Source organism: Sphingomonas populi (genome assembly GCF_004208535.1).
GTDB classification, from domain to species: domain Bacteria; phylum Pseudomonadota; class Alphaproteobacteria; order Sphingomonadales; family Sphingomonadaceae; genus Sphingomonas; species Sphingomonas populi.
The window spans coordinates 37,315-63,487 of record NZ_SGIS01000009.1 but is presented as its reverse complement, the minus strand read 5'-3'; the positions used below and the strand labels follow the sequence as shown (position 1 = coordinate 63,487).

The 26,173-nt window shown below is 67.9% G+C and carries 21 protein-coding genes and 1 tRNA gene; 10 read left to right on the top strand and 12 right to left on the bottom strand.

Annotation, left to right across the window (positions count from 1 at the left end; genetic code table 11):
• The first annotated feature begins 262 nt into the window (after positions 1-262).
• Positions 263-3,034 (top strand): DNA polymerase I, encoded by a 2,772-nt coding sequence (gene polA, locus EWE75_RS07880; protein ID WP_130156183.1) that lies wholly within the window; start codon positions 263-265, stop codon positions 3,032-3,034.
• A complete protein-coding gene (locus EWE75_RS07875; protein ID WP_130156181.1) occupies positions 3,031-4,542 on the top strand; it encodes a lipopolysaccharide biosynthesis protein in 1,512 nt (503 codons plus the stop codon). Before polA ends, EWE75_RS07875 begins: the two co-directional genes overlap by 4 nt.
• A gap of 88 nt (positions 4,543-4,630) precedes the next feature.
• Here the strand turns inward: EWE75_RS07875 and purH are convergent, their stop codons facing one another.
• From purH to EWE75_RS07855, 4 genes are all read right to left on the bottom strand, one after another.
• Positions 4,631-6,196, bottom strand: coding sequence for a bifunctional phosphoribosylaminoimidazolecarboxamide formyltransferase/IMP cyclohydrolase (gene purH / locus EWE75_RS07870; RefSeq protein ID WP_130156179.1), 1,566 nt, complete (start codon positions 6,194-6,196; stop codon positions 4,631-4,633).
• An 81-nt stretch (positions 6,197-6,277) separates the two neighbouring features.
• A complete protein-coding gene (locus tag EWE75_RS07865) occupies positions 6,278-8,026 on the bottom strand; it encodes a heparinase II/III family protein (RefSeq protein ID WP_231708272.1) in 1,749 nt (582 codons plus the stop codon).
• Positions 8,023-8,685 (bottom strand): ribulose-phosphate 3-epimerase, encoded by a 663-nt coding sequence (gene rpe, locus EWE75_RS07860; protein ID WP_130156177.1) that lies wholly within the window; start codon positions 8,683-8,685, stop codon positions 8,023-8,025. The genes EWE75_RS07865 and rpe overlap by 4 nt, the downstream gene beginning before the upstream one ends.
• A gap of 37 nt (positions 8,686-8,722) precedes the next feature.
• Positions 8,723-10,099, bottom strand: a complete 1,377-nt coding sequence (locus EWE75_RS07855; RefSeq protein ID WP_130156175.1) for an RsmB/NOP family class I SAM-dependent RNA methyltransferase — start codon at positions 10,097-10,099, stop codon at positions 8,723-8,725.
• On the opposite strand from EWE75_RS07855, the gene EWE75_RS07850 reads away from it, so the two are divergent.
• Entirely contained in the window at positions 10,079-10,237 is a 159-nt protein-coding gene (locus tag EWE75_RS07850) for a DUF1674 domain-containing protein (RefSeq protein WP_130156173.1), read from the top strand. The genes EWE75_RS07855 and EWE75_RS07850 overlap by 21 nt on opposite strands.
• A gap of 117 nt (positions 10,238-10,354) precedes the next feature.
• Here EWE75_RS07850 and EWE75_RS07845 read toward each other — a convergent pair whose 3' ends face one another.
• The 3 genes from EWE75_RS07845 to tsaD all read right to left on the bottom strand — a co-directional run bounded on the left by EWE75_RS07845 (position 10,355) and on the right by tsaD (position 13,344).
• On the bottom strand, positions 10,355-11,236 hold the full coding sequence (locus EWE75_RS07845) for an AraC family transcriptional regulator (protein ID WP_130156171.1): 882 nt from the start codon (positions 11,234-11,236) through the stop codon (positions 10,355-10,357).
• 84 nt (positions 11,237-11,320) lie between these two features.
• Complete coding sequence (locus EWE75_RS07840) at positions 11,321-12,298, bottom strand: NAD(P)H-dependent glycerol-3-phosphate dehydrogenase (RefSeq protein ID WP_130156310.1); 978 nt, start codon at positions 12,296-12,298, stop codon at positions 11,321-11,323.
• A gap of 8 nt (positions 12,299-12,306) precedes the next feature.
• Positions 12,307-13,344: a tRNA (adenosine(37)-N6)-threonylcarbamoyltransferase complex transferase subunit TsaD gene (gene tsaD, locus EWE75_RS07835; protein WP_130156169.1), complete on the bottom strand. Its 1,038-nt coding sequence runs from the start codon at positions 13,342-13,344 to the stop codon at positions 12,307-12,309.
• A gap of 190 nt (positions 13,345-13,534) precedes the next feature.
• On the opposite strand from tsaD, the gene hemC reads away from it, so the two are divergent.
• From hemC to EWE75_RS07820, 3 genes are read left to right on the top strand one after another with little or no spacing between them, the layout of a single operon-like run.
• Positions 13,535-14,443 (top strand): hydroxymethylbilane synthase, encoded by a 909-nt coding sequence (gene hemC, locus EWE75_RS07830; RefSeq protein ID WP_130156167.1) that lies wholly within the window; start codon positions 13,535-13,537, stop codon positions 14,441-14,443.
• Positions 14,440-15,108: a uroporphyrinogen-III synthase gene (locus tag EWE75_RS07825; protein ID WP_130156165.1), complete on the top strand. Its 669-nt coding sequence runs from the start codon at positions 14,440-14,442 to the stop codon at positions 15,106-15,108. The genes hemC and EWE75_RS07825 overlap by 4 nt, the downstream gene beginning before the upstream one ends.
• 30 nt (positions 15,109-15,138) lie before the next feature.
• Positions 15,139-16,074 (top strand): hypothetical protein, encoded by a 936-nt coding sequence (locus EWE75_RS07820; RefSeq protein WP_130156163.1) that lies wholly within the window; start codon positions 15,139-15,141, stop codon positions 16,072-16,074.
• A gap of 171 nt (positions 16,075-16,245) precedes the next feature.
• On the opposite strand, the gene EWE75_RS07815 is transcribed toward EWE75_RS07820, so the two are convergent.
• Both EWE75_RS07815 and EWE75_RS07810 read right to left on the bottom strand, forming a co-directional pair.
• Positions 16,246-16,887: an LON peptidase substrate-binding domain-containing protein gene (locus EWE75_RS07815; RefSeq protein WP_130156161.1), complete on the bottom strand. Its 642-nt coding sequence runs from the start codon at positions 16,885-16,887 to the stop codon at positions 16,246-16,248.
• 23 nt (positions 16,888-16,910) lie between these two features.
• The gene (locus EWE75_RS07810; RefSeq protein ID WP_130156308.1) at positions 16,911-17,807 is read right to left on the bottom strand and encodes a tetratricopeptide repeat protein; all 897 of its coding nucleotides are present in this window, start codon (positions 17,805-17,807) and stop codon (positions 16,911-16,913) included.
• A 202-nt stretch (positions 17,808-18,009) separates the two neighbouring features.
• On the opposite strand from EWE75_RS07810, the gene EWE75_RS07805 reads away from it, so the two are divergent.
• Positions 18,010-18,084, top strand: a tRNA-Gly gene (locus tag EWE75_RS07805).
• Between the two features lie 55 nt (positions 18,085-18,139).
• On the opposite strand, the gene EWE75_RS24930 is transcribed toward EWE75_RS07805, so the two are convergent.
• Both EWE75_RS24930 and EWE75_RS07800 read right to left on the bottom strand, forming a co-directional pair.
• Positions 18,140-18,286 (bottom strand): hypothetical protein, encoded by a 147-nt coding sequence (locus EWE75_RS24930; RefSeq protein ID WP_165388299.1) that lies wholly within the window; start codon positions 18,284-18,286, stop codon positions 18,140-18,142.
• 72 nt (positions 18,287-18,358) lie between these two features.
• Complete coding sequence (locus EWE75_RS07800) at positions 18,359-20,221, bottom strand: beta-L-arabinofuranosidase domain-containing protein (protein WP_427915776.1); 1,863 nt, start codon at positions 20,219-20,221, stop codon at positions 18,359-18,361.
• A 293-nt stretch (positions 20,222-20,514) separates the two neighbouring features.
• Here EWE75_RS07800 and EWE75_RS07795 point away from each other — a divergent pair, with 293 nt between their 5' ends.
• From EWE75_RS07795 to EWE75_RS07785, 3 genes are all read left to right on the top strand, one after another.
• On the top strand, positions 20,515-23,403 hold the full coding sequence (locus EWE75_RS07795) for a TIM-barrel domain-containing protein (protein ID WP_231708270.1): 2,889 nt from the start codon (positions 20,515-20,517) through the stop codon (positions 23,401-23,403).
• Between the two features lie 29 nt (positions 23,404-23,432).
• Positions 23,433-24,845, top strand: a complete 1,413-nt coding sequence (locus tag EWE75_RS07790) for a glycoside hydrolase family 43 protein (RefSeq protein ID WP_231708269.1) — start codon at positions 23,433-23,435, stop codon at positions 24,843-24,845.
• Positions 24,846-24,952: 107 nt separating this feature from the next.
• The gene (locus tag EWE75_RS07785) at positions 24,953-25,225 is read left to right on the top strand and encodes a DUF1488 family protein (RefSeq protein WP_130156154.1); all 273 of its coding nucleotides are present in this window, start codon (positions 24,953-24,955) and stop codon (positions 25,223-25,225) included.
• 45 nt (positions 25,226-25,270) lie between these two features.
• Here the strand turns inward: EWE75_RS07785 and EWE75_RS07780 are convergent, their stop codons facing one another.
• Complete coding sequence (locus EWE75_RS07780; RefSeq protein WP_130156152.1) at positions 25,271-26,107, bottom strand: alpha/beta fold hydrolase; 837 nt, start codon at positions 26,105-26,107, stop codon at positions 25,271-25,273.
• Between the last annotated feature and the right edge of the window lie 66 nt (positions 26,108-26,173).

The window sequence follows — 26,173 nt, the reverse complement described above, 5'->3', positions numbered from 1 at the left end:
GTGGCCGGCCGCAGGTTCTCTTCTTCTCTCTGCGACCTCTGCGCCTCTGCGCGAATCATGATGCGCGGCGCCTGGGGCGATTTGCACGCGGAGGCGCGGAGGCGCGAAGAGAGAAGAAGGGATTCATGGGGCGTGGCCGGAGCAGCGGCGCGCCTCGTCTGGAACCTCTTCGCGCCTCCGCGCCTTCGCGTGAACCCGAGGCCGCCGCTTGCGATTCTAAGCCTTTGTGCTGCCCCGCGCGCTGGGCTATCCCCCGCTCACAATGCCTCATCTCTATCTTGTCGACGGCTCGGGCTATATCTTCCGCGCCTATCATCGCCTCCCGCCGCTCACCAACAAACATGGCGAGCCGGTGGGCGCGGTCTATGGCTATACGACGATGCTGTGGAAGCTCGTCGATGAGCTCCACAAGGCCGATGGCCCGACGCACATGGCGGTCATTCTCGACAAATCGTCGAAGACGTTCCGCAACGATCTGTACGATCAGTATAAGGCGCACCGGCCGCCGCCGCCCGAGGATCTCGTCCCCCAATTCCCGATGATCCGCGACGCGACGCGCGCCTTCTCGCTGCCGTGCATCGAGGAAGCAGGGCTGGAGGCGGACGATATCATCGCCGGCTACACCAAGGCCGCGCTCGCCCAAGGGTGGCAGGTGACGATCGTGTCTTCGGACAAGGATCTGATGCAACTCATGACCGATCCGTCGGTCGACATGTACGATACGATGAACAACCGGCGGCTCGGGCCGGATCACGTCATGGAGAAGTTCGGCGTCGGCCCGGACAAACTCGGCGACGTGCTCGCGCTGATGGGCGATAGCGTCGATAACGTGCCCGGCGTCACCGGCGTCGGGCCGAAGACGGCGTCCAAGCTGATCCTCGAACATGGCGATCTCGAAGGCGTGCTCGCCGCCGCCAGCGCCATGAAGAAGGGCAAGCTGCGCGACAATCTGATCGAGCAGGCCGACAATGCGCGGCTCTCGAAGGTGCTCGTCACGCTCAAATGCGATGCGCCGCTGCCCGAGCCGCTCGACGATCTCGAGCTTCAGGGTATTCCCGATGCGCCGCTTCGCGTCTTCTTGGAACATCACGGCTTCAAGTCGCTGCTCGCGAAGCTGTCGGCGGTTGCCGATGCGCCGGTCGCGGCGCCGAAGAGCGTGCCGCAGGAGGAAGACCCGCCCTGCGAGCACGACGGGTATGAGACGGTGGTGGACGAGGCCGCACTCGATGGCTGGATCGAGGCGGCGCGGCATCAAGGCTGGATCGCGGTCGATACCGAGACCACCGGCATCGACGCGACTCGCGCGGAGCTGGTCGGGATCAGCCTGGCGCTGCAGCCCAATCGCGCCTGCTACGTGCCGCTCGGCCACGGCGGCACCGGGCTGTTCGCGGAGACGCCGCCGCAGCTCGACACCGCTGTCGCGCTGGCCAAACTTAAGCCGCTGCTCGAAGATCCTTCGGTGCTCAAGATCGGGCACAATCTGAAGTACGACATGATCGTGCTCGGCCGGGCCTATGAGAAGACCGGGGGAATCGACGTCGCGCCGTTCGACGACACGATCCTGATGAGCTTCGATCTGGACGCCGGCCTGCACGGCCACGGCATGGACGAACTCGCCGCGACGCATCTCTCGCATAGCTGCATCGCGTTTAAGGACGTGGTCGGCGTCGGCAAGAGCCAGCGCCAGTTCAACGAGGTCGATCTCGACGCGGCGACGCGATACGCCGCCGAGGATGCCGACGTGACGCTGCGGTTGTGGCGGCGCTTCAAGCCGCGCCTCGCCGCCGAGCGCGCGACGCGCGTGTACGAGATGGTCGACCGTCCGCTCGTGCCGGTGGTGGCGCAGATGGAGCGGCACGGCATCAAGGTCGATCGCGAGAAGCTCGCCGGGCTGTCGACCGCATTCTCGACGCAGATCGCAGCCCTTGAAACCGAGATCCACGCGCTTGCCGGTGGCCCGTTCACGATCGGCAGCCCCAAGCAATTGGGCGACGTGCTGTTCGAGCGGATGGGCATCAAGGGCGGGCGCAAGGGCAAGTCGGGGGTCTATTCGACCGACGTCAACGAACTTGAGCGGATCGCCGCCGACCGCGATTCGCCGGGCGTTGTGATCGCCGCCAAGGTGCTCGAATGGCGGCAGCTTTCGAAGCTCAAATCGACCTATACCGATGCGTTGCAGGCGCAGATCAACCCCGCGACCGGCCGAGTCCACACCAGCTACAGCCTGACCGGCGCGCAGACCGGGCGGCTGTCCTCGACCGACCCCAACCTCCAGAACATCCCGATCCGAACCGAAATCGGCCGGCAAATCCGCGACGCGTTCGTGGCGGACGCGGGCAACGTCATCCTTGCCGCCGATTATTCGCAGATCGAGCTTCGCCTGGCCGCGCACATGGCCGACGTGCCCGCGCTGCGCGACGCGTTCGCCAATGGCGACGACATCCACAGCCTGACCGCGCAGGAGCTGTTCGGCGAGGTCAACCGCGACACGCGCGGGCGCGCCAAGACGATCAACTTCGCGATCCTCTACGGCATCTCGCGCTGGGGGCTGGCCGGGCGGCTCGACGTCACCGCCGACGAGGCACAGGCGATGATCGACCGCTATTTCGAGCGCTTCCCCGGCATCCGCAACTATATCGCCGCGACCACCGAATTCGTTCGCGAGAACGGCTATACCGTCACTTTGTTCGGGCGGAAGACGCACTTCCCGCGCATCGCATCGAAGGTCCAGCACGAGCGGCAGGGCGCCGAACGCGCCGCGATCAACGCGCCGATCCAGGGCACGTCCGCCGACATCATCAAGCGCGCGATGGTGCGGATGGGGCCGGCGCTGGCCGAGGCCGGGCTGGGCCATGTCCGCATGCTGCTTCAGGTGCATGACGAACTCGTCTTCGAACTGCCGGAAGGCGACGTGGCGGCAGCGAAGCCGGTGATCGAGCGCGTGATGGCGAGCGCCGCCGAACCGGCGGTGACGCTGTCGGTGCCGCTCGGCGTCGAGATCGGCGTCGGGCCGAGTTGGGGCGCGGCGCATTGAGTGACGTAGCCCCGTCGGCGGCCGGTGCCCCTGACGATATCAACGCGCTCGCCAAGGGCGGGCGGACCAACATCTTCGGCTTCCTGTTGCGGCTGGCAGCACGCCTGCCGTTCCTGTTCATCGCCGGGCGCAGCTATGGCCCCGATCTGGTCGGGCGGTTCGCGCTCGCGGTGGTGGTGGTCGAGTTCGCCGCGCAGCTTGCCACGCTCGGGCTGAAGCGGGGCCTCGCGCAGGCGTTTTCCGATTCGGGCGAGCGGCCGCATACGCATGTCGCCTGGGATGCGCTGGCGGTGGCGTTCGTCGCCTCCACGGTCGCCAGCATCGTGCTGTTCGCCTTCCCGCAGATCATGTTCCCAAGCGGCGAGATGGGGCGGCTCGAACAGTATCTGCCGCTCGTCGTGTTCGCCACCGCCTGGACCGAGATCACGCTAGCGGCGCTCGCCTATCGCCGCAACGTCGGCGCCTCGGTGACGGCGCGCGCGATCATCGAACCGTGGACGATCAGCATCGCCGCGTTCGTCTTTTCGTTCTTCACCAAGCAGGACGGGCTGGTCCTGTCCTACATGCTGTCGATGCTCGCCGCGCTGACGGCGGCGCTGATCCCGTTCCTGCGCAGCTACGGTATGCCCTATGGCTGGCGGCCCGAACCCGGGCGGCTGGTCGCGCTGGCGCGGCACAACATCCCGCTCGCCGGCGCCGACGCGATCGAATGGGGGTCGCGCAACGTCGATCGCGCGATCCTCGGCTATATGTTCGCGCCCGCGATCGTCGGTATCTATTACATGGCGGTGCAGATCGCCTCGCTGCCGGGCAAGTTGAAGACCAGCTTCGATCCGATCCTCGGCCCGGTCATCACCACCAGCCTCGCGCAGAACGATCGCAAGGCGGTGGCGCAGCAAGTGCGGCAGGTCGGCTTCTGGATCATGGCGGCGCAGGCCGGGCTCGCGCTGATGGGGTCGATACCGGGCAAGGCGGTGATGGGCGTGGTCGGCCCGCAGTTCGTCGCGGGCACGGCGGCGATGGCGTTCCTGCTCACCGCCGAAGTCGCCGCCTCGACCGGCGCGGTGTGCGAAAGCGCGCTTGTCTATATCGCGCGGCATCTCAATCTGATGCTGTCGATCGCCGCACTGAGTTTGCAGGTAGCGCTGAGCTTCGCGCTGATCTTCGCGATGCGCTGGGCGGGGTGGCCCGACACCTGGCAGGCGGCGGGGCCGGCGCTGGCGCTGCTGCTGGCGATGGGGACGTCATCGGTGGTCAAATCGAGCGTGCTGGCGCGGATGCTCGGCGCGCCGGTGCGCGGCTGGCGCTGGCAGTTGCTGCTCGCGGCGGGGGTGGCGATTGCGGTGGGGACGATCTTCACCTCGCTGCCGCATCGCTACGAATGGGCTGAACTAGTGTTCGGCGAACCCGCAATCGCGGCGAGCTATCTGTTCGTGCTGTGGAAATTCGCGTTCGGGCCGGAGGATCGGGCTTTGCTGCGGCGGACGCCGAAGGGGACTGCGGCCTGACACCACGTTGTTCTCCCGCGAAAGCGGGAGCCCAGAGCCAAGCAGCGCTGCGTTTGTGGCTCTGGACCCCCGCGTTCGCGGGGGAACATCAATGTCTAAAGTGCCGCACGCCCGTAAACACCATCGCCAGCCCGGCCGCGTCGGCGGCGGCGATCACTTCGTCGTCGCGGATCGAGCCGCCGGGTTGGATCACTGCTGTCGCGCCGGCTTCCACCGCCGCGAGCAGACCGTCGGCGAAGGGGAAGAACGCGTCCGATGCCACTGCCGAGCCGATTGTGCGCGGTTGTGTCCAGCCGGCCTTTTCAGCGGCGTCCTTGGCCTTCCACGCGGCGATGCGCGCCGATTCGAGGCGGTTCATCTGGCCGGCGCCGATGCCCGCCGTGCTGCCGTCCTTGGCGTAGACGATCGCGTTCGACTTGACGTGCTTGGCGACCGTCCAGGCGAAGCGGCAATCGGCGAGTTCGGCCTTGGTGGGCGCGCGCTTGGTGACGACCTTCATGTCGGGCGCCGAGGCATTGTCGCGGCCCTGCACCAGCCAGCCGCCGGTGATCGACTTGGCCATCAGGCCGCCGCGCGACGGATCGGGCAATGCGCCGGTGAGAAGCAGGCGCAGGTTCTTCTTGGCGGCGAACAGAGCGATCGCTTCCTCGTCGGCATCGGGGGCGATCACCACTTCGGTGAAGATGCCGGTGATCGCGCGCGCGGTCGCCGCGTCGAGCGGGCGGTTGAGCGCGATGATGCCGCCGAACGCCGAAACCGTGTCGCACGCGAAGGCGGCGGCATAGGCCTGCTCGATCGTCTTGGCGGTGGCGACGCCGCATGGATTGGCGTGCTTGACGATGACGACGCTCGGATCGGCATCGCGGAACTCGCTGACCAGCTCCAGCGCGGCATCGGCATCGTTGTAATTGTTGTACGACAGCGCCTTGCCCTGCACCTGCCGCGCCTGGCCGACGCCGTTGGCGACCGGCCCGCGCGTCGCGTAGAACGCCGCCGACTGGTGCGGATTTTCGCCGTAGCGCAGCGTATCGCCGAGCGTCAGCGCGACCGGCAGGATCTGTGGGAACGACTCGCGCTGGTCGGCGAAGGCGAACCATTGCGCGATGGCCGAATCATAGGCGGCGGTGGCGGCATAGGCCTTGGCGGCGAGGCGCTTGCGATCTTCCAGCGTGGTGCTGCCGCCGGCGACCAAAGCATAATCGGCGGGATCGGTGACGATCGCGACGAAAGCGTGGTTCTTGGCAGCCGAGCGCACCATCGACGGGCCGCCGATGTCGATATTCTCGATCACCTCGTCGCGCTCCGCGCCCTTCGCGACGGTCGCCTCGAACGGGTAGAGGTTGACGACGACGAGATCGATCGCGCCGATGTCATGCTCCTTCATCGACGCGACGTGCGCGGCATCGTCACGCACCGCGAGCAGCCCGCCGTGGACCTTGGGGTGAAGCGTCTTGACGCGGCCGTCCATCATCTCGGGAAAGCCGGTGAGATCGGAGATGTCACGCACCGTCAGCCCCGCGTCGCGCAGCGCCTTGGCGGTGCCGCCGGTCGAGACCAGTTCGACGCCGGCTTTGGCCAGCGCTTTGCCAAGATCGACGATGCCGGTCTTGTCGGACACCGAAAGCAACGCGCGGCGGATGGGAATGGTGGTCATCGGATGATCCTAGCAGCCGTTCGTCCCGAGCGATGTCGAGGGACGAACTGGGGAATGTGAGTTCGCGCGCTCCCTGCCCGCTCAGCCCGCGCGCTTCAAGACCCAGCCGACGTTGGTGCCGCCGGCGGGCGTGTCGCCGGTGACGACGAGCTGGAACGTGGACTGCGGCCGGCCCTGGCCGTCGATCCACACGCTCGGCTCGACGGCGAGCGCGCCGCCACGGCAGCGAAATTGCCACAGCACGCCGCCGGGCAGCCGCAGCAGCGCCGCCATGCCATCGGCGGTGGGCGACACTTCGATGCCGACGCCGAGGTGGAAGCGGATGACGAAGCCGCTCGCCGAGACGCGCCCGCGCTTCTTGGCGGGGAGCAGCATGTCATCGCCGCGCAATTCGCGGCCATCGCCGGTGAGGACCAGTTGGCGGCGGTGGACGAAGCCGAAGCGGCGGGCATAGCCGTCGTGGCTGGCTTCGACCCGGCTGGCGTTCTCGCTCTCCTGTCGCGCCAGCTCGACTTCGCCGACGCCGCGCCCGAGCGTGCCGTCGGCGTGAACCGCAGTCGAATTGCTGTCGCCGACCACAAGCGTCGAATGCGCCGCCGTGGTGCGCAGCCCCTCGGTCAGCTCTGCGGGGAGCTGCGCGATCCCGGCACGAGCGCCGCCGCAATTGACGATGATGCGGTGCGCGCCATCCGAAAACTCGAACGCCAGCGTCGAGGCGCAGCCGCCTTTGACCAGCCGCGCGACCGGCGGCGGCGCGGCATCGAACACCAGCACCGCGCCCGCCGCCGCCAGCCGTTGATAGCCCCATTCGCGCGCCTGCCGCAGCGGGCGGGTTCGCACGCCGGTCGCGGTGATGATGTCGGCGATCTCGGCACCCGGCACCGGGCCGCCGCCCTGCCAGCTCGACAGCCCGCCATCGCCGAGACACACGCCGAGCAACGCCGGCACGAGCCGGCCGAGCGCATCACCGAGCAGCGCGGGTGGTTCGATCCGGCGCGCCTCATACACCGCGCGAAGCTGGGTGAGCAGCATGACGACATCGAGCTGCGCCTGCGGGCTGCGCGAGACGACGCCGCCATCCTCGAACAGCGACACCGCCAAAGCGCGGGCGAGCGCCGCCTCGCTGGCGACTCGGCGCGCGTCGCCGCCGGGCAGCAGCATCCCGCCCGCCACCACGCCGCACAACGTCGCGACTCGCGCCGCGCCGGGCGCGACCTTCTCCGCGCCGCGATCGAGGTGGCGGGTGCAGCGCGCGAAGGCGTTGAGTACGGCGCTGCGATAGACCAGATCGGCCGACGACAGGATCAGCGGCGCGTGCGCCGACCAGGCAAGGATTCGCCGCGCACACAGATCGGGCCGCCACGCCGGTTCGCTGACGATTTCGGCGTGCGCGGCGAGCCAGTGCCGCAGGATCGCTTCCGCCACCGGCACCGCCTGCACGCGTGTTGCCACCGTGGAGAGGTCGCGCAGCCAGCCCGCGCTGTGCAGATAGTCGGCGAAATCGACGGAGAAATCGGGCTTGAGGAGATTGAGCGATTCGATCGCGCGGGTCTCACCCCGAAAAGTCATCTGCCCGGCGAGCAGCGCCTGACCGCGCTTCACATCGCCGAGGAAGGGATCGTCGGGCACCGCCAGCAATTTGAGCGGATAGCGCCCCTTCAGCCGCAATCCGTGGATCGGCGTGCGCCAGGTCAGCCGGTGGAAATGCTCGCTGATGCGATCGGCCAGCGACAGCCCCTTGTCGCCATCGGCGCGGACCAGCCACTTGCCCTCGACCGAGTCGTCGCCTTCGCCGGTATTCGCATCGTCATGCGACGGCAGATCGTTCACGCGCCCCTCAGCGCCCGGATATTCTCGGCATACCGATCCGGCCCGCCGCGGAAAGTGGCGGTGCCGGCGACGAGCGCGTCGGCACCGGCGTTGATCGCGTCGCGCGCGGTTTCGACATCGATGCCGCCATCGACTTCGAGATCGACCTGGTAGCCGCCCTTGTCGATCATCTGGCGCACTGCCGCGATCTTGCGCAAAGCGCTGGGGATGAAGCTTTGCCCGCCGAAGCCGGGATTGACGCTCATCACCAGCACCAGATCGACCGAATCGATCAGATATTCGAGCGCCTTCGCCGGCGTCTGCGGGGTCAGCACCACGCCGGCGCGCTTGCCGAGCTTGCGAATGTGCTGGAGGCTGCGATGCGTGTGCGGGCCGGCCTCGACATGGATGCTGATCGTATCGGCGCCGGCCTCCGCGAACTGGTCGAGGTAAGAGTCGACCGGCGCGATCATCAGATGCACGTCGAACGGCTTGGCGGTGTGCGCGCGCAGCGCCTTCACCACCTGCGGGCCGATGGTGATGTTGGGGACGAAATGCCCGTCCATCACATCGACGTGAATCCAGTCGGCGCCGGCGGCGTCGATCGCGCGCACCTCCTCGCCCAACTTGGCGAAATCGGCGGAGAGGATCGAGGGGGCGATGCGGACGGGCAGTTGCATCGTCGAGGCTCTAAGCCCGCGCGCAAACGCCCGCAAGCTACCTATCGGCCCTGCGCAACCGTGCGATGAAGAAGCCGTCGTTGCCGCCGGGCTGCACTTGCCCCGGCAGCAGCCGTAGCCAGCCGTTTTCGTGCGGCGTCACGCCCGCCGGCAATTCCTCGGGCCGGACGGGATCGATCGCATAGTCGGGATGGTCGGCGAGGAACGCCTCGATCCGCGTCTCGCCCTCTTCGCGTTCGAGCGAACAGGTCGCGTAGACCAGTGTGCCGCCCGGCTTGACCCAGCCGGCGGCGCGCGTGAGCAGCCGGGCTTGCGTCACCGCCATCTGCGCGATCACCGAGGGGCGGGTGCGGTAGAGCACGTCGGGGTGGCGGCGGAAGATGCCGGTCGCGCTGCACGGCGCATCGAGCAGCACCGCATCGACACTCTCCTGCGGCGACCAGTGCAGCACGTCGCCGGTGATGACGCGCGCCTTGGTGTCGGTGCGCGCGATGTTGGCGCGCAGCCGGGTGAGGCGCGCTTCGGACGCATCGACCGCGATCACCGACCAGCCGGCATGCGCGAGCTGCATCGTCTTGCCGCCGGGCGCGGCGCAGAGATCGAGCGCGGTGCCCGTGCCATTCCCGATCAGCCGCGCGGGCAGCGAGGCCGCGATATCCTGCACCCACCACGCGCCCGCTTCGAAGCCGGGCAGTTCGGGGACATGCGCCGATTCGAGCCGGACATGGCCGGGCAGCAGCGAGGTGCCGCCGAGTCGCTCGGCCCAGTCTGCGGTGGTGGCGGGATCGGCGAGCGTCAGGTCGAGCGGCGGCGGGGCGGCGATGGCATGTTCGGCCGCCTCGATCATGTCGTCGCCCCAGGCGGCGTGCCAGCGGATCGCGACCGGATCGGGCAGCGCCGGGATTTCGGGCAAGGTGTCGCCGCGCCGCGAGAGCGCGCCGAATACGCCGTGGACGAGCTTTTTCGGCCCGCCATCGACCAGCGGCAGCACCGTCGCGATCGCGGCATGCGCGGGCGTGCCGAGCGACAGCACCTGCACCAAAGCGATGCGCAGCACGAAGCGCGCCTTGGCATCCTCGGGCAGCGCGCGCGGCGTCGCCGAATCGATCAGCGAATCGAGATCGGGCAGGCGGCGCAGCACTTCGGCGGCGATGGCGTGGGCAAGCGCGCGATCATCGGCACGCTCGATTCCCGCCGTGGCGCGGCCGAGCGCCGCTTCCAGCGGCAACCCCTGCCGCAACACCGCATCGAGCAATTTCAGCGCGGCGCGGCGCGCGGGGACGCCGGGCGGATCGGCGGGTTTGGGGGCATTGGACTGGGACGATTCGGCCACGGGTCTTGAACTCTCAGCTTGGGCGCGCGATCTGGGGAGTCCCGCACCAAAGGAGCCTCCATGAGCCGCCGACCGCCCCATGTGAAGCCACCCGCCCATCTTTCCAAGAACACGCCGGTGCCCGAACCCCAGCCCAAGGTCGAGACCAAGGACCCGCTCCCGCTCGATCCGACCCGCTACGGCGACTGGACGCTGAAGGGTATTGCGGTCGATTTTTGAGGCGCGGGCGTCACCCTCACCCTTCCCACCCGGCTGCGCCGGGCGGGCCCCTTCCCTCTCCCTATGGGAGAGGGAGGGAGGAGCGTAGCGACGGAAGGGTGAGGACGAACCAAATCACTACACCAGCGGCAAGAACAGATCCGTCACCGTCTCCTGCTCGGGCACATCCGGGTAGAGCGTGATCCGCTGACAAAACAGCGGGAAGTCACGCACTTCCTCGCCGCTTGCCGGCAGCCAGTCGCGATACAGAAACAGCGCGGGCGCCTCCAGGTCCTCCGCACCGCCGATCACGCGCAGCACCGCGCAGCGACCGGCGGGGATCAGGCCTGCTTCCACACCGGCGGCGTTCGGCGCGATCGGGCGATCGGTGCTGGCGCAGACATCGAGCCGGAAGTCCTCCGGCGGCGTGGCGCGCGGGTCGGAATGGAACACCGTAAAGGTCGCCGCCGCGTCGCGCCCGAGACCGGCGGCGCGGCGCCACGCGATGAAGCGTTGCACCGTCTCATACACACGGGCGGGATCGCCCTTGTGCTCCATCAGCGCGACGGGGGTGGCGGGGAAATCGCGAACGGTGACATCGTTAAAGCTATGGGTGGTCATGTGCTTGCTCCTGGCATGGGTGAGCGGCGCGAAGGCCGCATGCCACGGCGCCCAGTCGGGCGTTTTTCGGAAGGCCGAGGGCGATTGCCCGACGCGTTGGCGAAACGCGCGGGCAAAGGCATCCGGCGCTTCGTAGCCTGCATCCATCGCTACGCCCGTCACAGTGTCCGTTTCGCGGAACGCCAGATGATAGGAGGCGCGCTTCAAGCGGACGAGTTGGACGTAGCGATGCACGGACAGCCCGAAGGTCGCCGTGAACTGCCGGTGGAAATGATGTTTCGAGAAAGCGGCGATCCCGCTCAGCACGTCGAGTCTGAGGTCTGTGTCGGGATGCCGATCGATATGATCGAGCACCCGTTGCATCCGGGCATGATAATGTTCGAGCGCCGCCTTCGTCATCGCATCCTCCGTGGCGCGGCCAGTTAGGCGGTGGCGGGGGGCGGGCGCTCGACCGATCTTGCGCTTTTCAACGGCGGCGAAGTGTCAGGCGTGTTCGCGTGTCAGCGGGCGGGCGAGCAGAGTGCCGATCACCGCGCCGACCTCGGCGCCTGCCAACAGCGCGGCCACCGCTTCGGAAACCGGCATCGCAACGCCCGCCGCCGCCGCCGCCGCGCACAGCACCGGCGCGGTGAAAGCCCCTTCGGCGACGGTGCGGCGATCCGCCATCAGCTCCGTCGCTTTGCGGCCTTGTCCCAGCCCGAGGCCGAGCGAGAAATTGCGGCTGCTGGTCGAGGAGCAGGTCAGCACCAGATCGCCCAGCCCCGACAGGCCGGCGAGCGTTTCCGCGCGGGCGCCGCGTGCGAGGCCGAAGCGCGTCATCTCGGCGAAGCCGCGCGCGATCAGCGCGGCGCGGGCGTTCTGGCCGAGACCGGCGCCCTCGACGACACCGCAGGCGATGGCGAGCACGTTCTTGACCGCGCCGCCGATCTCCGCGCCGATCACATCGTCCGAAGCGTAGGGGCGGAAGGTCGGCAGCGCGAGCGCCTCGGCCATGCGCGCGGCGGCGTCCTCGTCCGCCATCGCCAGCGTGACGGCGGTCGGCAGGCCGCGCGCGACCTCACCGGCGAAGGTCGGGCCGGAGAGGACGCCGATCGGCGAGGCGGGATGCTCCTCGGCGGCGACTTCGCTCAGCAATTTGTGGCTGCCCGCCTCGATACCCTTCGAGCAGAGCAGCAGCGGCTGGCCGTGCCTGGGCAGATCGCGCAGCACCGCGCGGGCATGCTGCGCGGGGGTGACGACGAGGATCAGATCGGTTTCGGCGGCTGCCGCAAGATCGTCGCTCGCGCGAATCGCGGGCGAAAGGTCGATCCCCGGCAGGAACAGCGGGTTGGCGCGGGTGTCGTTGATCGCCGCGACCACGTCGGCCTCACGCGCCCACAGCCGCACGTCATGCCCGCCCGCCGCCATCACCTGCGCGAGCGCGGTGCCCCACGCGCCGCCGCCCAAAATACCGATGCGCATACCGATGTTCATGCCTTCACCCCCGCACCGCGCACGGCCTCTGCCGAGGGATCGAGCGGCCAGCGCGGGCGCGCGGGCATGTCGAGCGGGTCGGTTAGGCCGGCGGCGAAGCGTTCGGCGCCGGCCCAGGCGATCATCGCGGCATTGTCGGTGCAGAGCCACAGTGGCGGCGCGACGAAGCGCAGCGCGTTGTCATTCGCCAATTTCAGTAAGCTCGCCCGTACCGCACTATTGGCGGCGACCCCGCCCGCGACGACCAGCGCGGTGGCGTCCTCGGCGCGGTGGAGGGCGCGGGCGGTGCGGTCGATCAGGCAATCGACCACTGCCGCCTGGAACGAGGCGGCGATATCCTCGGGCGACCATTGCCCGGCGGCGTGCGCGCGCACCACCGCGCTCTTCAGGCCAGCGAAGGAGAAATGCGGCTCGGCCGATCCCTTCAGCGGGCGCGGCAGCGGCACCGCTTTGGGGTTGCCGAGCGCGGCGGCGCGTTCCACCGCCGGGCCGCCGGGGAAGCCGAGGCCCAGAATTTTGGCTGTTTTATCAAAGGCTTCGCCAGCAGCATCGTCGATCGTGGTGGCGAGCCGGCGGTAGCGCGCGACGCCTTCGACCAGCAGCAACTGGCAATGCCCGCCCGAGACGAGCAGCAGCAGATAGGGAAACGTGAGATCGGGATCGGCGAGGCGTGGGCTCAGCGCATGGCCTTCGAGGTGGTTGACCCCGATCAGCGGCTTGCCCGCCGCATGCGCGAGCGCCTTGCCGGTGACGAGCCCGACCATCACCCCGCCGATCAGCCCCGGCCCCGCCGTCGCCGCGACCGCATCGACATCGGCGAGGCTGACGCCGGCATCGGCAAGCGCGCCCTCGACCAGCGGGATCAGCGCCTCGACATGCGCGCGCGCGGCGATTTCGGGGACGACGCCGCCATATGGCCGGTGCGCGGCTTCCTGCCCGGCGAGCCGGTGCGACAGCACGCGACGATCCGAGGTGACGATCGCGGCGGCGGTCTCGTCGCAACTCGATTCGAGGCCGAGGATGAGCTTGGTCATGATCCGTTCGTCCCTAACGCGTCGCCGCACGCTTGTCGAAGGGCGGCGTTTTCCCTTACAGCGAGCGCCCAAACCAGAACCGTTCGTGCCGAGCGACGTCGAGGCACCTGCGCTTGGGGCTTGTCCCTCGACTTCGCTCGGGACGAACGGGAGTAAGACCGATCTGCCGCACATTTTTTCGGGAAGCCGAATGACCTTCCGTATCGGTACGCGCGGTTCGCCGCTGGCGCTCGTCCAGGCGCATATGGTGCGCGATGCTTTGTGCGCCATGCATGGCTGGCCCGAAAGTGACGTCGAGATCGTCGTGATCCGCACCACCGGCGACCGCGTGCAGGACCGTGCGCTCGCCGAGATCGGCGGCAAGGCGCTGTGGACCAAGGAACTCGACCGTGCGCTGCTGGCCGGCGAGATCGATTGCGCGGTGCATTCGATGAAGGATGTCGAGACGATCCGCCCGGAGGCGATCCGCATCGCCGCGCTGCTGCCGCGCGCCGACGTGCGCGAGCGGCTGGTCGGCGCCGACAGCATCGCCACGCTGCGGCCGGGCGCGGTGCTCGGCACCAGCAGCCCGCGCCGCGCCGCACAGGTCAAGCGGCTGCGCCCCGACGTGACGACAATCCTGTTTCGCGGCAACGTCGCCACCCGGCTGGCCAAGCTGGCGGCGGGCGAAGCCGATGCGACCTTGCTCGCGGCGGCGGGGCTGGAGCGGCTCGGGCGTGACGATGTCGGCGTGGCGATCGATACCGCGCTGCTGCTGCCGGCGCCGGCGCAGGGTGCGGTTGGCATCGAGGTGCGCGCTGACGATGATGCGGCGGGCGCTTTGGTCGAGGCGATCGGCGACGGCGTGACGCAGGCGTGCGTGGGGGCGGAGCGGGCGTTGCTTGCGCGGCTGGTCGCCGATTGCCACTCGCCGGTCGCGGCGCTGGCGACCATGGAGGGCGGGGTGATGCATATCGTCGCCGAACTGCTCGCCGAGGATGGCAGCGCGCATGTCACCGGCGCGATTCGCGGCGACCCCGGCGCGGCGCTGGCCGAAGCCTTGGCGGACGACTTGCTCGACCGCGCACCCGAATCGGTCCGGCGGCTGTTCGCGGGATGAGCCGCACGCTCGCCGTGCTGCGCCCCGAGCCGGGCAATGCGGCCACGGCGGCGCGTGCCACGGCGGCGGGACATGCGGTGCTGCGGCTGCCGTTGTTCGCGGTGGTGCCGCTCGACTGGCCGGTGCCCGACCCGCGCGATCACGACGCGCTGGTGCTGACCAGCGCCAATACCGTGCGTGCCGCCGGCCCGGCGCTTGCGAGCCTCGCCACGCTGCCGGTGATCGCGGTGGGCGAGCAGACCGCCGCCGCCGCGCGCGCCGCCGGGCTGACCGTCGCGGCGACGGGGAGCAGCGATGCGGAAGCGCTGGCGACCTTGCTTGCCGAGCGCGGCGTCTCGCGCGCGCTGCACCTCGGCGGTCGCGAGCGGACGCCGGTTGACGGCGTCACGCGCGCCATCGCGGTTTATGCGAGCGAACCGCGCGCCGTCGCGCCCGCCGATCTCGCCGGGCTGGCTGGCAGCGTCGCATTGCTCCATTCGGCACGCGCGGCGACGCGGCTCGGGACGCTGCTCGATTCTGCGGGGATTTCGCGCGCGCATGTCACGATCGGCGCGTTCAGTACGGCGATCGCCACCGCCGCCGGATCGGGCTGGCAAGCGGTCGCCGTCGCGGCGAGCCCAAGCGATGTAGCGTTGTTCGCGGCGATCGATGCGCTTGGGCGTTGACCGGCTCGCGTTCGGCGGGAATAAGGTGGCATGGATCAAGCGCCGCCGACCCCGGTTCCCGCCCGACGCGCGGGCTGGCGAACGATCACGCTCCTCGCGATATTGCTGGTTCTGGCCGGTGCCGCTGGTGCGTTCGCGCTGTTCCGCGTGTTCGGGCTTGGCCCCGCGCCGAAGACCACCACGCTGACCTTGCCGGTGAGCAATGGCGCGGGCGGATCACAATCGCCGGTGGTCATCGTCCCCGCCAAGGGTGGCGCACAAGGCGCGACGATCGATCTCGACGCGCTCTCCTCCCGCGAGGCGACGCTCGCCGCGCAACTTGACACGCTGGAGGAGCGCACCGCTGGCGTGGGCGCCGATGCGCAGGCCGCCGCCGGCAACGCTACGCGCGCCGAGGGGATGCTGATCGCCTTCGCGGCGCGGCGCGCGCTCGATCGCGGGGTCGGACTCGGCTATCTCGAGGAACGGCTGCGCTATCGGTTCGGCGCGAGCCAGCCCGGTGCGGTCGCGACGATCGTGCAGGCGGCGCGCGAGCCGGTCACGATCGAGGATCTGCGCGGCGGCCTCGATGCGATCGGCCCCGATCTGGTGACGGGCGGGTTTCGCGGTGGATTGGTCGCGAGTTTCCGGCGGGAACTGACCGGCCTGATTTCGCTGCACCGCGCCGGCACGCCGTCGCCGCTTCCCGCCGACCGGCTCGTGCGCGCGCGCCGGCTGGTCGAGGGCGGGCGGATCGAAGCGGCGCTCGGCGAGGTCGCGCGGCTGCCCGGCGCGGCCGATGCGGGCCGCTGGACCGATGCGGCGCGGCGCTACATCGATTCGCGCCATGCGCTCGACATTCTCGAATCGGCGGCGATGGCGGGGCAGGCGGCGGGCACGGTCGCTCCGCCGCCGGTGGTGCAGCCGGCTCCGGCTCCGACTCCGACGGCAGTGCCGGCGGTCGCTTCACCCGTTCGCGCTGAGTAGCGCTTGAGGAGGGCCGAAGGCCCGTATCGAAAGCGTATCGACGCACAAGTGATCGCTTGGGGCCTGTGCTTCGATACGCGACCTCGATACGCCCTGCGGGCTACTCGGCCGCTACTCAGCACGAACGGGGATATGTAACGTCATCCCGCTCCAGATCGACGGAACACGCCGCTATTGCAGCGTTACCGAATCCTCGCCGTCATGCCGGCCGAAGAAGTGCATGAGCTGGATGATGAGCTCGGCGCGGTCCTCGATATCGGGCGATTCGAGCAAGGCCTGTTTCGCCGCCACATCGAACGGCGCGATCTGGGCGATGCCGTTGACCAACGCCTCATCGTCGAGCCGGGTCACCGCCTCCCAATCGACCGCATAGCCCTGCGCATCGGCGAAGGCACGCGATTCGGTCTCCAGCAGCGAGCGGCGCGACAGCGACAGCATCTCCGGCTCGGCGGCGAGGGGCAGCAGCTCGGCCTCGATCTGGCGGAACGGTGTCGTCACGTCTAGCTCGCGCACGACGCGGAACAGCGCGACGCCTTCCAGCACCAGATTGTAGCGCCCGTCCTCACTCGCCTCGAACTCGCCGATCTTGCCGACGCAGCCGATCTCGAACAGCGGCGGCCCGTCCTTGCGACCGGCCTTGTCGGCCCCTGTGTCTCTTGGGCGTGGCTGGATCATGCCGATCCGCCGGTCGCGCGCCATCGCGTCGGACACCATCGCCCGGTAGCGCGGCTCGAAGATGTGCAGCGGCAGATGCATGCGCGGGAACAGCAACGCCCCCGGCAGCGGGAAGATCGACAGCCGCGTGGTCTTCACCGCATCGCTCCCGCTCGGCTCGCTCATCCGAACAGGATCGCGGAGAGCTTGCGGCGCTGTGCCGACACCCACGGGTCTTCGAGACCGACCACTTCGAACAGCTTGAGCAACTGGGTGCGCGCGGCGGCCTCGTTCCACGCTTTGTTCTCGGCGATCATCGCGAGCAACGTGGCGGCGGCGGCTTCGCGGTCGCCCGCCGCCATCTGGCCGCCGGCGAGTTCGAAGCGCTTGTCCATGTCGTGCGGGTTGGCGGCGACCTCGGCGGCGAGCGCCGCGAGATCATCGACCGGCTTCGCATCGCGCGCGAGCGCCAGCGCGGCCTTGGCGCGCTCGATCTCGGGCGATTTGGCGACCGCCTCGGGCAGCGCCGCGATCGCGGCATCGGCCTCATCGACACGGTGCGCGGCGACCAAGGCGCGGACATGGCCGGCGAGCGCGCCCGGATGTTCGGGTGCCATCTCGACGATCTGCGCGAAGACGCTCACCGCGCGCTCGGCATCGCCGTCGGCCAGAACCTGCTCGCCCATTGCGATGAGCGGCTCGATCTCGGCTTCGAGCGAGGCCTCTTCGCTCTCGATCGGCAATTGCTTGAGGATCTGGTCGAGCATCGTGCGCAACTGCGATTCGGTGCGCGCTGGCGTCAGATCGGCGACGAGCTGGCCCTGGAACATCGCATAGACGGTCGGGATCGACTTGATCTGGAATTGCGTGGCGATGAACTGGTTCTTGTCGGTATCGACCTTGGCGAGCACGACGCCCTTGTCGGCATAGGCCGCCGAGACTTTCTCGAGGATCGGCGTCAGCGCCTTGCACGGGCCGCACCATTCCGCCCAGAAATCGATGATGACGAGTTTGGTCATCGACGGCTCGACCACGTCGCGGCGGAAGCTCTCGACGGCCTCGCGTTCGGCGGCGCTCATTCCCAGGGTAGCCAAAATGCGCTCCAATGTCTGAAATCGGGATCGAAGGTGTGGCGCCTTATGTGGGCGCTCGGGCGCACAAGCCAAGGCTTTTCACGTTGAATGCGAAAAGCGTGAAGAAGGGGCTTGCCAGCCTGCCCACCCATCGGTATCAGCCGCGCCTCACCCGCCTTCCGGTTCACATCGGAAGGCAGTCGCCAGAGCGGGCGTAGCTCAGGGGTAGAGCACAACCTTGCCAAGGTTGGGGTCGAGGGTTCGAATCCCTTCGCCCGCTCCAGCGTTTTCCGTTGCATCGGAAGACCTGGCCGTCGCAGCGACGGCCCAGCACCGCATCACTTCTCCGTAAAGCGCTTCACCTTGACTGGCAGGTCCTTGCCCTTGGTGCGGCGCGAAGGGATTTGCACAGGATGCTTCTTTTTCCACTCGGCGAAGGTCATCGGCCCGTCGGGGGTGTCGATCATCAGGTCATCGGTACTCATGCGGCATCCTCCAAATCTCGGGCGGCCCGCCCCGCCGTCACCGGCTGAAACGCGGGGCGGGCCGCCGCGGGTTCATGCGGCCGCCGGCTTCACCTGCCAATAGGTGGCGTAACGCTCATGCGCGACGCGGTGGTATGGGATCAGCCGCACTGGCTTCCCCTCTGCGGAGGCGATCGTGAACTCTAGCGGCCCGGCGCCGGGGCGGATGGCCTGCGCGAGCATCCTTGGATCGCCGGCGAGCGTGGGGGCGGTGAAGGGTGTGTCGTTGTAGCTGCCGTATTTGCGTTCGCTGACGATGATGTCCGCGCCCGGCGCGAGACCGTCGCGGCCGAGCGCGCCGGCAAGTACCAGCGGGCCGTAGGTGAAGGCGACGATGTCGGGCGCGGCGGGCGCGCTTTCGACGGCCGCTTCCATCACCAGCCGCAATTCCACGCGGTCGCCGTCGCGCCATGTCCGCGCGAGGTCGATATAGCTGCCCGGAACGGTCGAGCGCACCGCCTCCGCGCCGTTGACCAGCACGGTCGCGGTGCGGCTCCAGCCGGGGTGGCGCAGCTTCAGCGTCACCTCGGTCGGGCGTTGCAGTGCCCAGCGCAGCGTCGTGGTCGGCGTGTCGGGGAAGGTCGTGGTCTGGGTCAGCACCGCGCCCTTCTCCTGCCACGTCACCGACGATGGCACGAACAGGTTCACGTACAGCGCCGAATCATCGTGGAAGTAGATCGAATCGCGATATTTGACATGGTTCTCCATGCCGGTGCCGGTGCAGCACCAGAAGCTGTCCTCAGGGGTGTGGTACAGCTTCATGTAGCCCGGCCGCGCGCCCTGGAAATAGGTCGCCATGCCGGTATCGGGGTCCTGCGAGGCGAGGATGCCGTTGTAGAGCGTGCGTTCGTAATAATCGGCATACTCCGCGCGGGGATCGTGCAGGAACAGCGCGCGCGTCAGTTTGAGCATGTTGTGCTGGCAGCACGTCTCCGATCCCTTGGCGGAAAAGACGTGTTTGTCGAAATCGGCCATTGCGAAGAAATGCTCTTCGTCGCCGTGCCCGCCGCTCGCGAACGAGCGGGTCTTCGCCACGGTGCGCCAGAAGAACGCCGCCGCATCACGGTATTCCGCGTCGCCGGTCATCTCATAGACGCGCTGGAAGCCGACGATCTTGGGCACCTGCGTGTTGGCGTGCAGCCCGTCGAGATGGTCGCGCCCGCGCGCCAGCGGTGCCAGGATCGCCTTGTGCGAGAACCGCTCGGCGAGCGTGCGATACTCGGCACTGCCGGTCATGAAGAAGAGGTCGGCATAGATTTCGTTCATGCCGCCATGCTCGGTATCGAGCATCGTCTCGAACTCGGCGTCGGACAGCGGTTTGGTCGCCACCACGCCCCAGTCCGCCAGCCGCACCAGCACCGCGCGCGACGGTGCGCTGTCCGCCAGCAGCGCGGCATCGCGCAGGCCGGCATAGACCTTGTGGAGCGTGTACCAGGGTACGCCGGTGATCTTGTCGCCGCGCAGATGCGCCGCGACCAGCGCCGCGCCCTTGGGGAAGGCGCAGACCAGCCCAGAACCCGCCGCCTGCTGGCACGCGGCGAGTTCGCCCGCGATATAGTCGATCCGCTGCTTGTAGCGCGCGTCCTTGGTGGATCGATAGGCAAGCGCACAGGCCGACAGATAATGCCCCAGCGTATGGCCGTGGCAGTTGATCTCGTCCCAGGTCGGCTCGGATTCCCACCCGCCATAGACTGGCGCTTTGGGCTTCAGGCCCGCATTGACGCGGAAATTGTGCAGCATCCGATCGGGCTGCAACTTCATCAGATAGGCTTCGGTCATGCGCTGGGCGTGCAGGAACGGGCCGTCGGACAGGGTCACGTCGGCCATGTCGAACGGCTTCAGCGCCGCCGCCGGCTGGCTCGCGCCCGGCGTCGGTGTGGCGGCGTGCGCTGGCATCGCCCCGGCCATGCCGGTGACGAGCGCGCCCGCGCCGGCGGTGGCGAGGAAATTCCGGCGCGACGGGTCGCAGCATGGATTCCGGCGGGTTTCGATCATGGTGCTGACCCCTCCTTGGGACTGTCGCTGGTGCGTTGCGCACCTGATGGCGGAAACCAGCCCGAAGTACGGGAAGCCGGCTTACGAGGCAACGCCGATGGTATCGCTACCGGCTCCGCGCCAACACGCCTTGACAGGTCGAGGCCCCCCGATCAGACCTCGCGGGAAAACGTTTACGGTTCCGGGAGATGCATGTGGCGAAACGCGGTTCGGCCCTCTTGATGCTGTGCGCTTCGGCCATCGCGTCTCCGGCGCTTGCGCAAAGCGCGACCGGGCTCGACGGCAATGGCCATCTGGTTGCGCTACCGCAGCCATCGTCGGCGGCCTTTGGCTATGTGCGGCTAAGCGACGGCGTGCAGGTGCGGGTCGGTGGCGTCACCAAGAACGTGATCTTCTACGGCCCGGATACGGTGCGGGTGAACGCCAATCTCGGCGCGAACTATTGGACCGCGCCGAGCATCGTCGTCACCGAAAAGCCCGCCGCCGTGCCGTTCACGATCGCCGAGACGCCGACCCTGCTCACTATCGTCGGTGAAAAGGTCAGGATCGAGATCAGCAAGGCGACCGGCGCGCTGCGCTTCCTCGATGGCGCGGGCAAGCTCTACACCGAAGAGAAGGCCGATACGCCGCAGACGCTCAAGCCTGTCACGATCTCGGGCAAGCCGAGCTACGAGGCGACCAACACCTTCGCGCTGCGCCCCGACGAGGCGCTTTACGGCTTCGGCTTCACCGCTGACGACACCAGCAACCGGCGCGGCAAGGATCTGCTGCTCGTCCAGACCAACATGGGCATCATCATCCCGGTGATGATGTCGTCGCGCCGCTACGGGGTGATGTGGGACACCTATTCGCAGATGCGCTTCAAGGACGATGCGCAGGGCGCGTCGCTGTGGGCGGAAAGCGCGCCGGGCGGGGTCGATTATTATTTCATGGCCGGCGACACGCCCGACGATGTGGTCGGCGCCTATCGCCGGCTGACCGGCGCCGCGCCGATGTTCCCCAAACAGGCGTTCGGGCTGTTCATGAGCAAGGAACGCTACAAGACGCAGGCCGAGTTGATCGACGTCGCGCAGACCTTCCGCCGCGAGCGCTTCCCGCTCGATTATATCGTGCAGGATTGGCAATATTGGGGCTCCGACAAGGACGGAAGCTGGAGCGGGATGACGTGGGACAAGGCCCGCTACCCCGATCCCGCCGGGATGACGCGCCAGCTTCACGACATGAACCTCAAGCTGATGGTGTCGATCTGGCCGTCGATCGGCAACGACACCGCGCTCGCGCACGAACTCGACGCGCATAACCTCCGCTTCGAGCCGCTTCACTGGATCTCCAAGCACGCGCGCGTCTATGATGCGTACAGCAAGCTCGGCCGGCAGATCTATTTCAACGCGATCAAGACCGGGCTGCTCGACAAGGGCGTCGATGCGCTGTGGATGGACGGCACCGAGGTCGAGGTCAGCAGCGCGATGTGGAACGCCGCCGACAATGTCCGCGACACAAAGGCGTTGGGATCGAACGCGCTCGGCGACTTCACGCGCTACCTCAACCCCTATTCGCTGCTGACGACGCAGGGCACCTATGACGGCGAGCGCGCGACCGGCAACAAGCGCGTCTTCACGCTCACCCGCTCGGCCTGGGCCGGCGCGCAGCGCACCGCCGCCGCATCGTGGAGCGGCGACATCTACGCGAGCTGGAAGACGTTCAAGCAGCAGATCGCCGGCGGCGTCGATGTCACCGTCACCGGCAATCCCTATTGGACCAACGACACCGGCGGGTTCTTCGTCTCGGAGTTCATCGGCGGCGCGCAGAATCCGGCGTGGCGCGAACTGTATGCGCGCTGGCTGCAATTCTCCGCGTTCAACCCGCTGATGCGAATCCACGGCACCGATGTCGAGCGCGAGCCGTACCGCTTCAAGACGCTCGACCCGCAAGTGTATGAATCGCTGCTCAAGAGCACGCAGCTTCGCTATCGCCTGCTGCCCTATATCTATCCATTGAGCTGGAAGGTCACATCGGCCGGCTACACGCTGATGCGGCCGCTGATGATGGATTTCCCCGACGATCGCGCCACCGACACGATCGACGACAGCTTCATGTTCGGGCCGTCGCTGCTGGTGCATCCGGTGACGCGCGCGATGTACCATATCGTGCCGCCACCCCCCGTTACGGTGCCGGCCGAATATCTGCGCACGCCCGACGGTCAGCCGGGGCTGGCCGGGCAATATTTCGAAGGCGACGCTTTCCAGACGCCCAAGGGCACGTTCGTCGATACCAAGATCGACCATAACTGGCCCGACCCGCCGTTCGCCGACATTCCCGGCGGCCTCACCAGCCTCAGCAATTTCTCGGCGCGCTGGCAGGGTACGCTCATTGCGCCCGAGGACGGAACCTATGAACTCGGGCTGGAGGGCAATGACGGCTTCCGCCTGACCCTCGACGGCAAGCCGGCGATCGATAGCTGGCAGAAGGGCGCGTCGCGCTACAAGAGCACCGAACAGACCTTCCGCAAGGGCCAGGTGGTCAAGGTCGCGATCGACTATTTCCAGGTCGACGGCAATCGCAGCCTGCGCTTCGGCTGGCGTCTGCCGAGCGAGCGGCAGGCGCTGCCCGACGCGACCAAGCTCGACACGAAGGTCGAGACCTATCTGCCCAAGAGTGCGGGCTGGTACGATTTCTGGACCAACCAGCGCTTCGACGGCGGGCAGCGCGTGACGCGCGACGCGCCGCTCGACGTCGTGCCGCTCTATGTGCGCGCAGGGTCGATCGTGCCGATGGGGCCGGACGTGCAATATGCCACGCAAAGCCCGGACGCCCCGTATGAGGTGCGCGTCTATCCCGGCGCTGACGCGACATTCACCGTCTACGAAGACGATAACGAGACCTATGATTACGAGAAGGGCAAGTTCGCGACCTACGACCTCGTCTGGAACGACACGACCCGCACGCTGAGCGTCGGCGCGCGCAAGGGCGCGTATCCGGGCCTCGTCGCGAAACGCCGGCTCAATATCGTGCTGGCCGGCGCGGGCGCGGCGTCCCGCGCGATCGACTATGACGGTCGCGCCGCGAGCGTGCGCTTCAAATGATCTTTCCAAAGACCCCAGGGGACAAGACCTTGCGAATCCGATCCATGCTCGCCGGGCTGTGCGTGCTGCTGGCGACCGCGCTGTTTCCAGCGCCGGTCAGCGCCGACAATCCGATCATCCAGACTTTGTTCACCGCCGATCCGGCGCCGATGGTCCACAATGGCACGGTCTATCTCTACACCAGCCATGACGAGGACGAGGCGCGCAACTTCGTGATGCGCGACTGGCGGCTGTATACCTCCACCGACATGGTCAACTGGACCGATCACGGCGCGGTCGCCTCGCTCAAGACCTTTCCGTGGGCGCGGCAGGACAATGACGCCTGGGCGCCGCAGGTGATCGCGCGTGGCGGCAAATTCTATCTGTACGTGCCGATCAGCGTGGCGGGATCGCCCAAGAACGTCCTCGCGGTGGCGGTGGCGGACACGCCCTACGGGCCGTTCAAGGACGCGCTCGGCCATGCGCTGATCCCGCCCGGCAACGACAATATCGATCCGACCGTGGCGATCGACGGCGACGGCCAGGCCTATCTCTATTGGGGCAACCCCGATCTGTGGCGGGTCAAGCTCAACCCCGACATGATCTCCACCTCGGGGCCGGCCGTGAAGATGCCGCGCCTGACCGACTATCAGGAAGGGCCGTGGTTCTACAGGCGTGCCGGCCATTATTACATGGCGTTCGCCTCGACCTGCTGCCCCGAAGGTATCGGCTACGCGATGAGCGACCATGCGACCGGGCCGTGGCAGTACAAAGGCTCGATCATGGACCACGACAAGCGTTCGTCGGGCAACCATCCGGGCATCATCGACTATAAGGGCCACAGCTACGTCTTCGGCTTCAACTACCGTTTCAACGACGCGCAGACGCGCGAACATCGCGAGCGGCGCTCGGTGACGGTCACCGAATTCCACTACAACCCGGACGGCACCATCCCGATGCAGCCGTGGTGGGATACAATCGGCGCCAAACAGCTCGGCACGATCAATCCGTTCCGCCGAGTCGAGGCCGAGACGATCGCCTGGACATCGGCCTCGGACACGTCGGCGAGCGGCGCGCACAATTGGGCGCCGGGCGTGCGGACGGCGAAGAGTGCTGGGGGGATGTACGTGACGCATGTGCTCGACGGCGGTTACATCGTCGTGCGCGGGGTCGATTTCGGCACCGGCGCGGGCAAGAGCTTCGACGCGACGGTGGCGGCGGCCGCCGGCGGCAGCACGATCGACCTCCGCCTCGACAGCCTGACCGGCCCGCGCGTCGCGACGCTGGCCGTGCCGGCGACCGGCGGGGCGGAGACGTGGCGCAGCGAAACGACGCCGCTCGCCCGCACGCGCGGCGTCCACGACGTCTTCCTCGTGTTCCACGGCAAACCGGGCGCGGACCTGTTCAACTTCGACGCGTGGCAGATCGGCACCGGGCGCGGCAAACCCCGCGCGTCGCGCTGACCCAGGCGTCTTTGTCGGTGTTTTACGGAACGCCGCTTCACGCGCGGCGTTGACGGGCGCGTTTGCTTCTCCGATGCGTCGGGAGAACAATGACCGAAGGAGATTACATGGCTGCCGACAAGATGGAGATCGATCTGGCGAGTGCGCTCGACAATGTGGAAGACCATGTCGTCGAATTCACCGCCGAGGTGGACGGTGACGAATATGAGTTCGTCGTCCAATATGCCGTGCTCGAAGCGCTGAGCGGCGACGCGCCCGAGGATGACGCGATCGATATGTTCAACCGCTTCAGCGACACGATCGCCGAAGCCGGGCTGGTCGCGCTGGCGCGGGGCAATGCCGCGAACGTGATCGTCATCAGCGAGAACGATCTCGAATAGATCGGGACGAAGGCGGCGGGGTCCGTACCCCGCCGCCCCGCTTGCTCACTTCTGGACGAACGCCAGCAGATCGGCGTTGAGAATTTCGGCATGCGTCGTCAGCATGCCGTGCGGGAAGCCCGGATAGATTTTCAGCTCCGCGTTGGGCAGTAATTCGGCCTGGAGCAGCGACGCGTCCTTATACGGCACGATCTGGTCGTCATCGCCCTGCAGCACCAAGGTCGGCACGGTGATCGCCTTGAGATCCTCGGTCTGGTCGGTTTCCGAGAACGCCTTGATGCCCTCGTAATGCGCGAGCGCGCTGCCGGTCATGCCCTGGCGCCACCAGTTGCGGATCACGCCGTCGGATACCGCCGCGCCATCGCGGTTGAAGCCGTAGAACGGCCCCGAAGCGACATCGAGGAAGAATTGCGCGCGATTGGCGGCGAGCGCGGCGCGGAAACCGTCGAACACCGCGATCGGCGTGCCGCCCGGATTGGCGTCGGTCTGCACCATCAGCGGTGGCACCGCGCTGACCAGCACCGCCTTGGCGACTCGGCCCTGCGGCTGGCCGAACTGCGCGACATAGCGCGCGACTTCGCCGCCGCCGGTCGAATGGCCGATATGGACCGCGTTCTTGAGGTCGAGATGCTCGGCGACGGCAGAGGCGTCGGCGGCATAATGGTCCATGTCGTGGCCGATGCTGGTCTGCGCCGAACGGCCATGCCCGCGCCGGTCGCTCGCGACGACGCGGTAGCCGTGGCCGAGGAAGAACAGCATCTGCGCGTCCCAATCGTCCGACGACAGTGGCCAGCCGTGGTGGAACACGATCGGCTGGGCGTCCTTCGGACCCCAATCCTTGTAGAAAATCTCGGTGCCGTCTGCGGTGGTCACATAAGCCATGCTGTCCTCCATCGGGTGAACGCCGGCGCGGCGCCGGTCCGTCTGCGGCGGATATCGGCGAAGGCT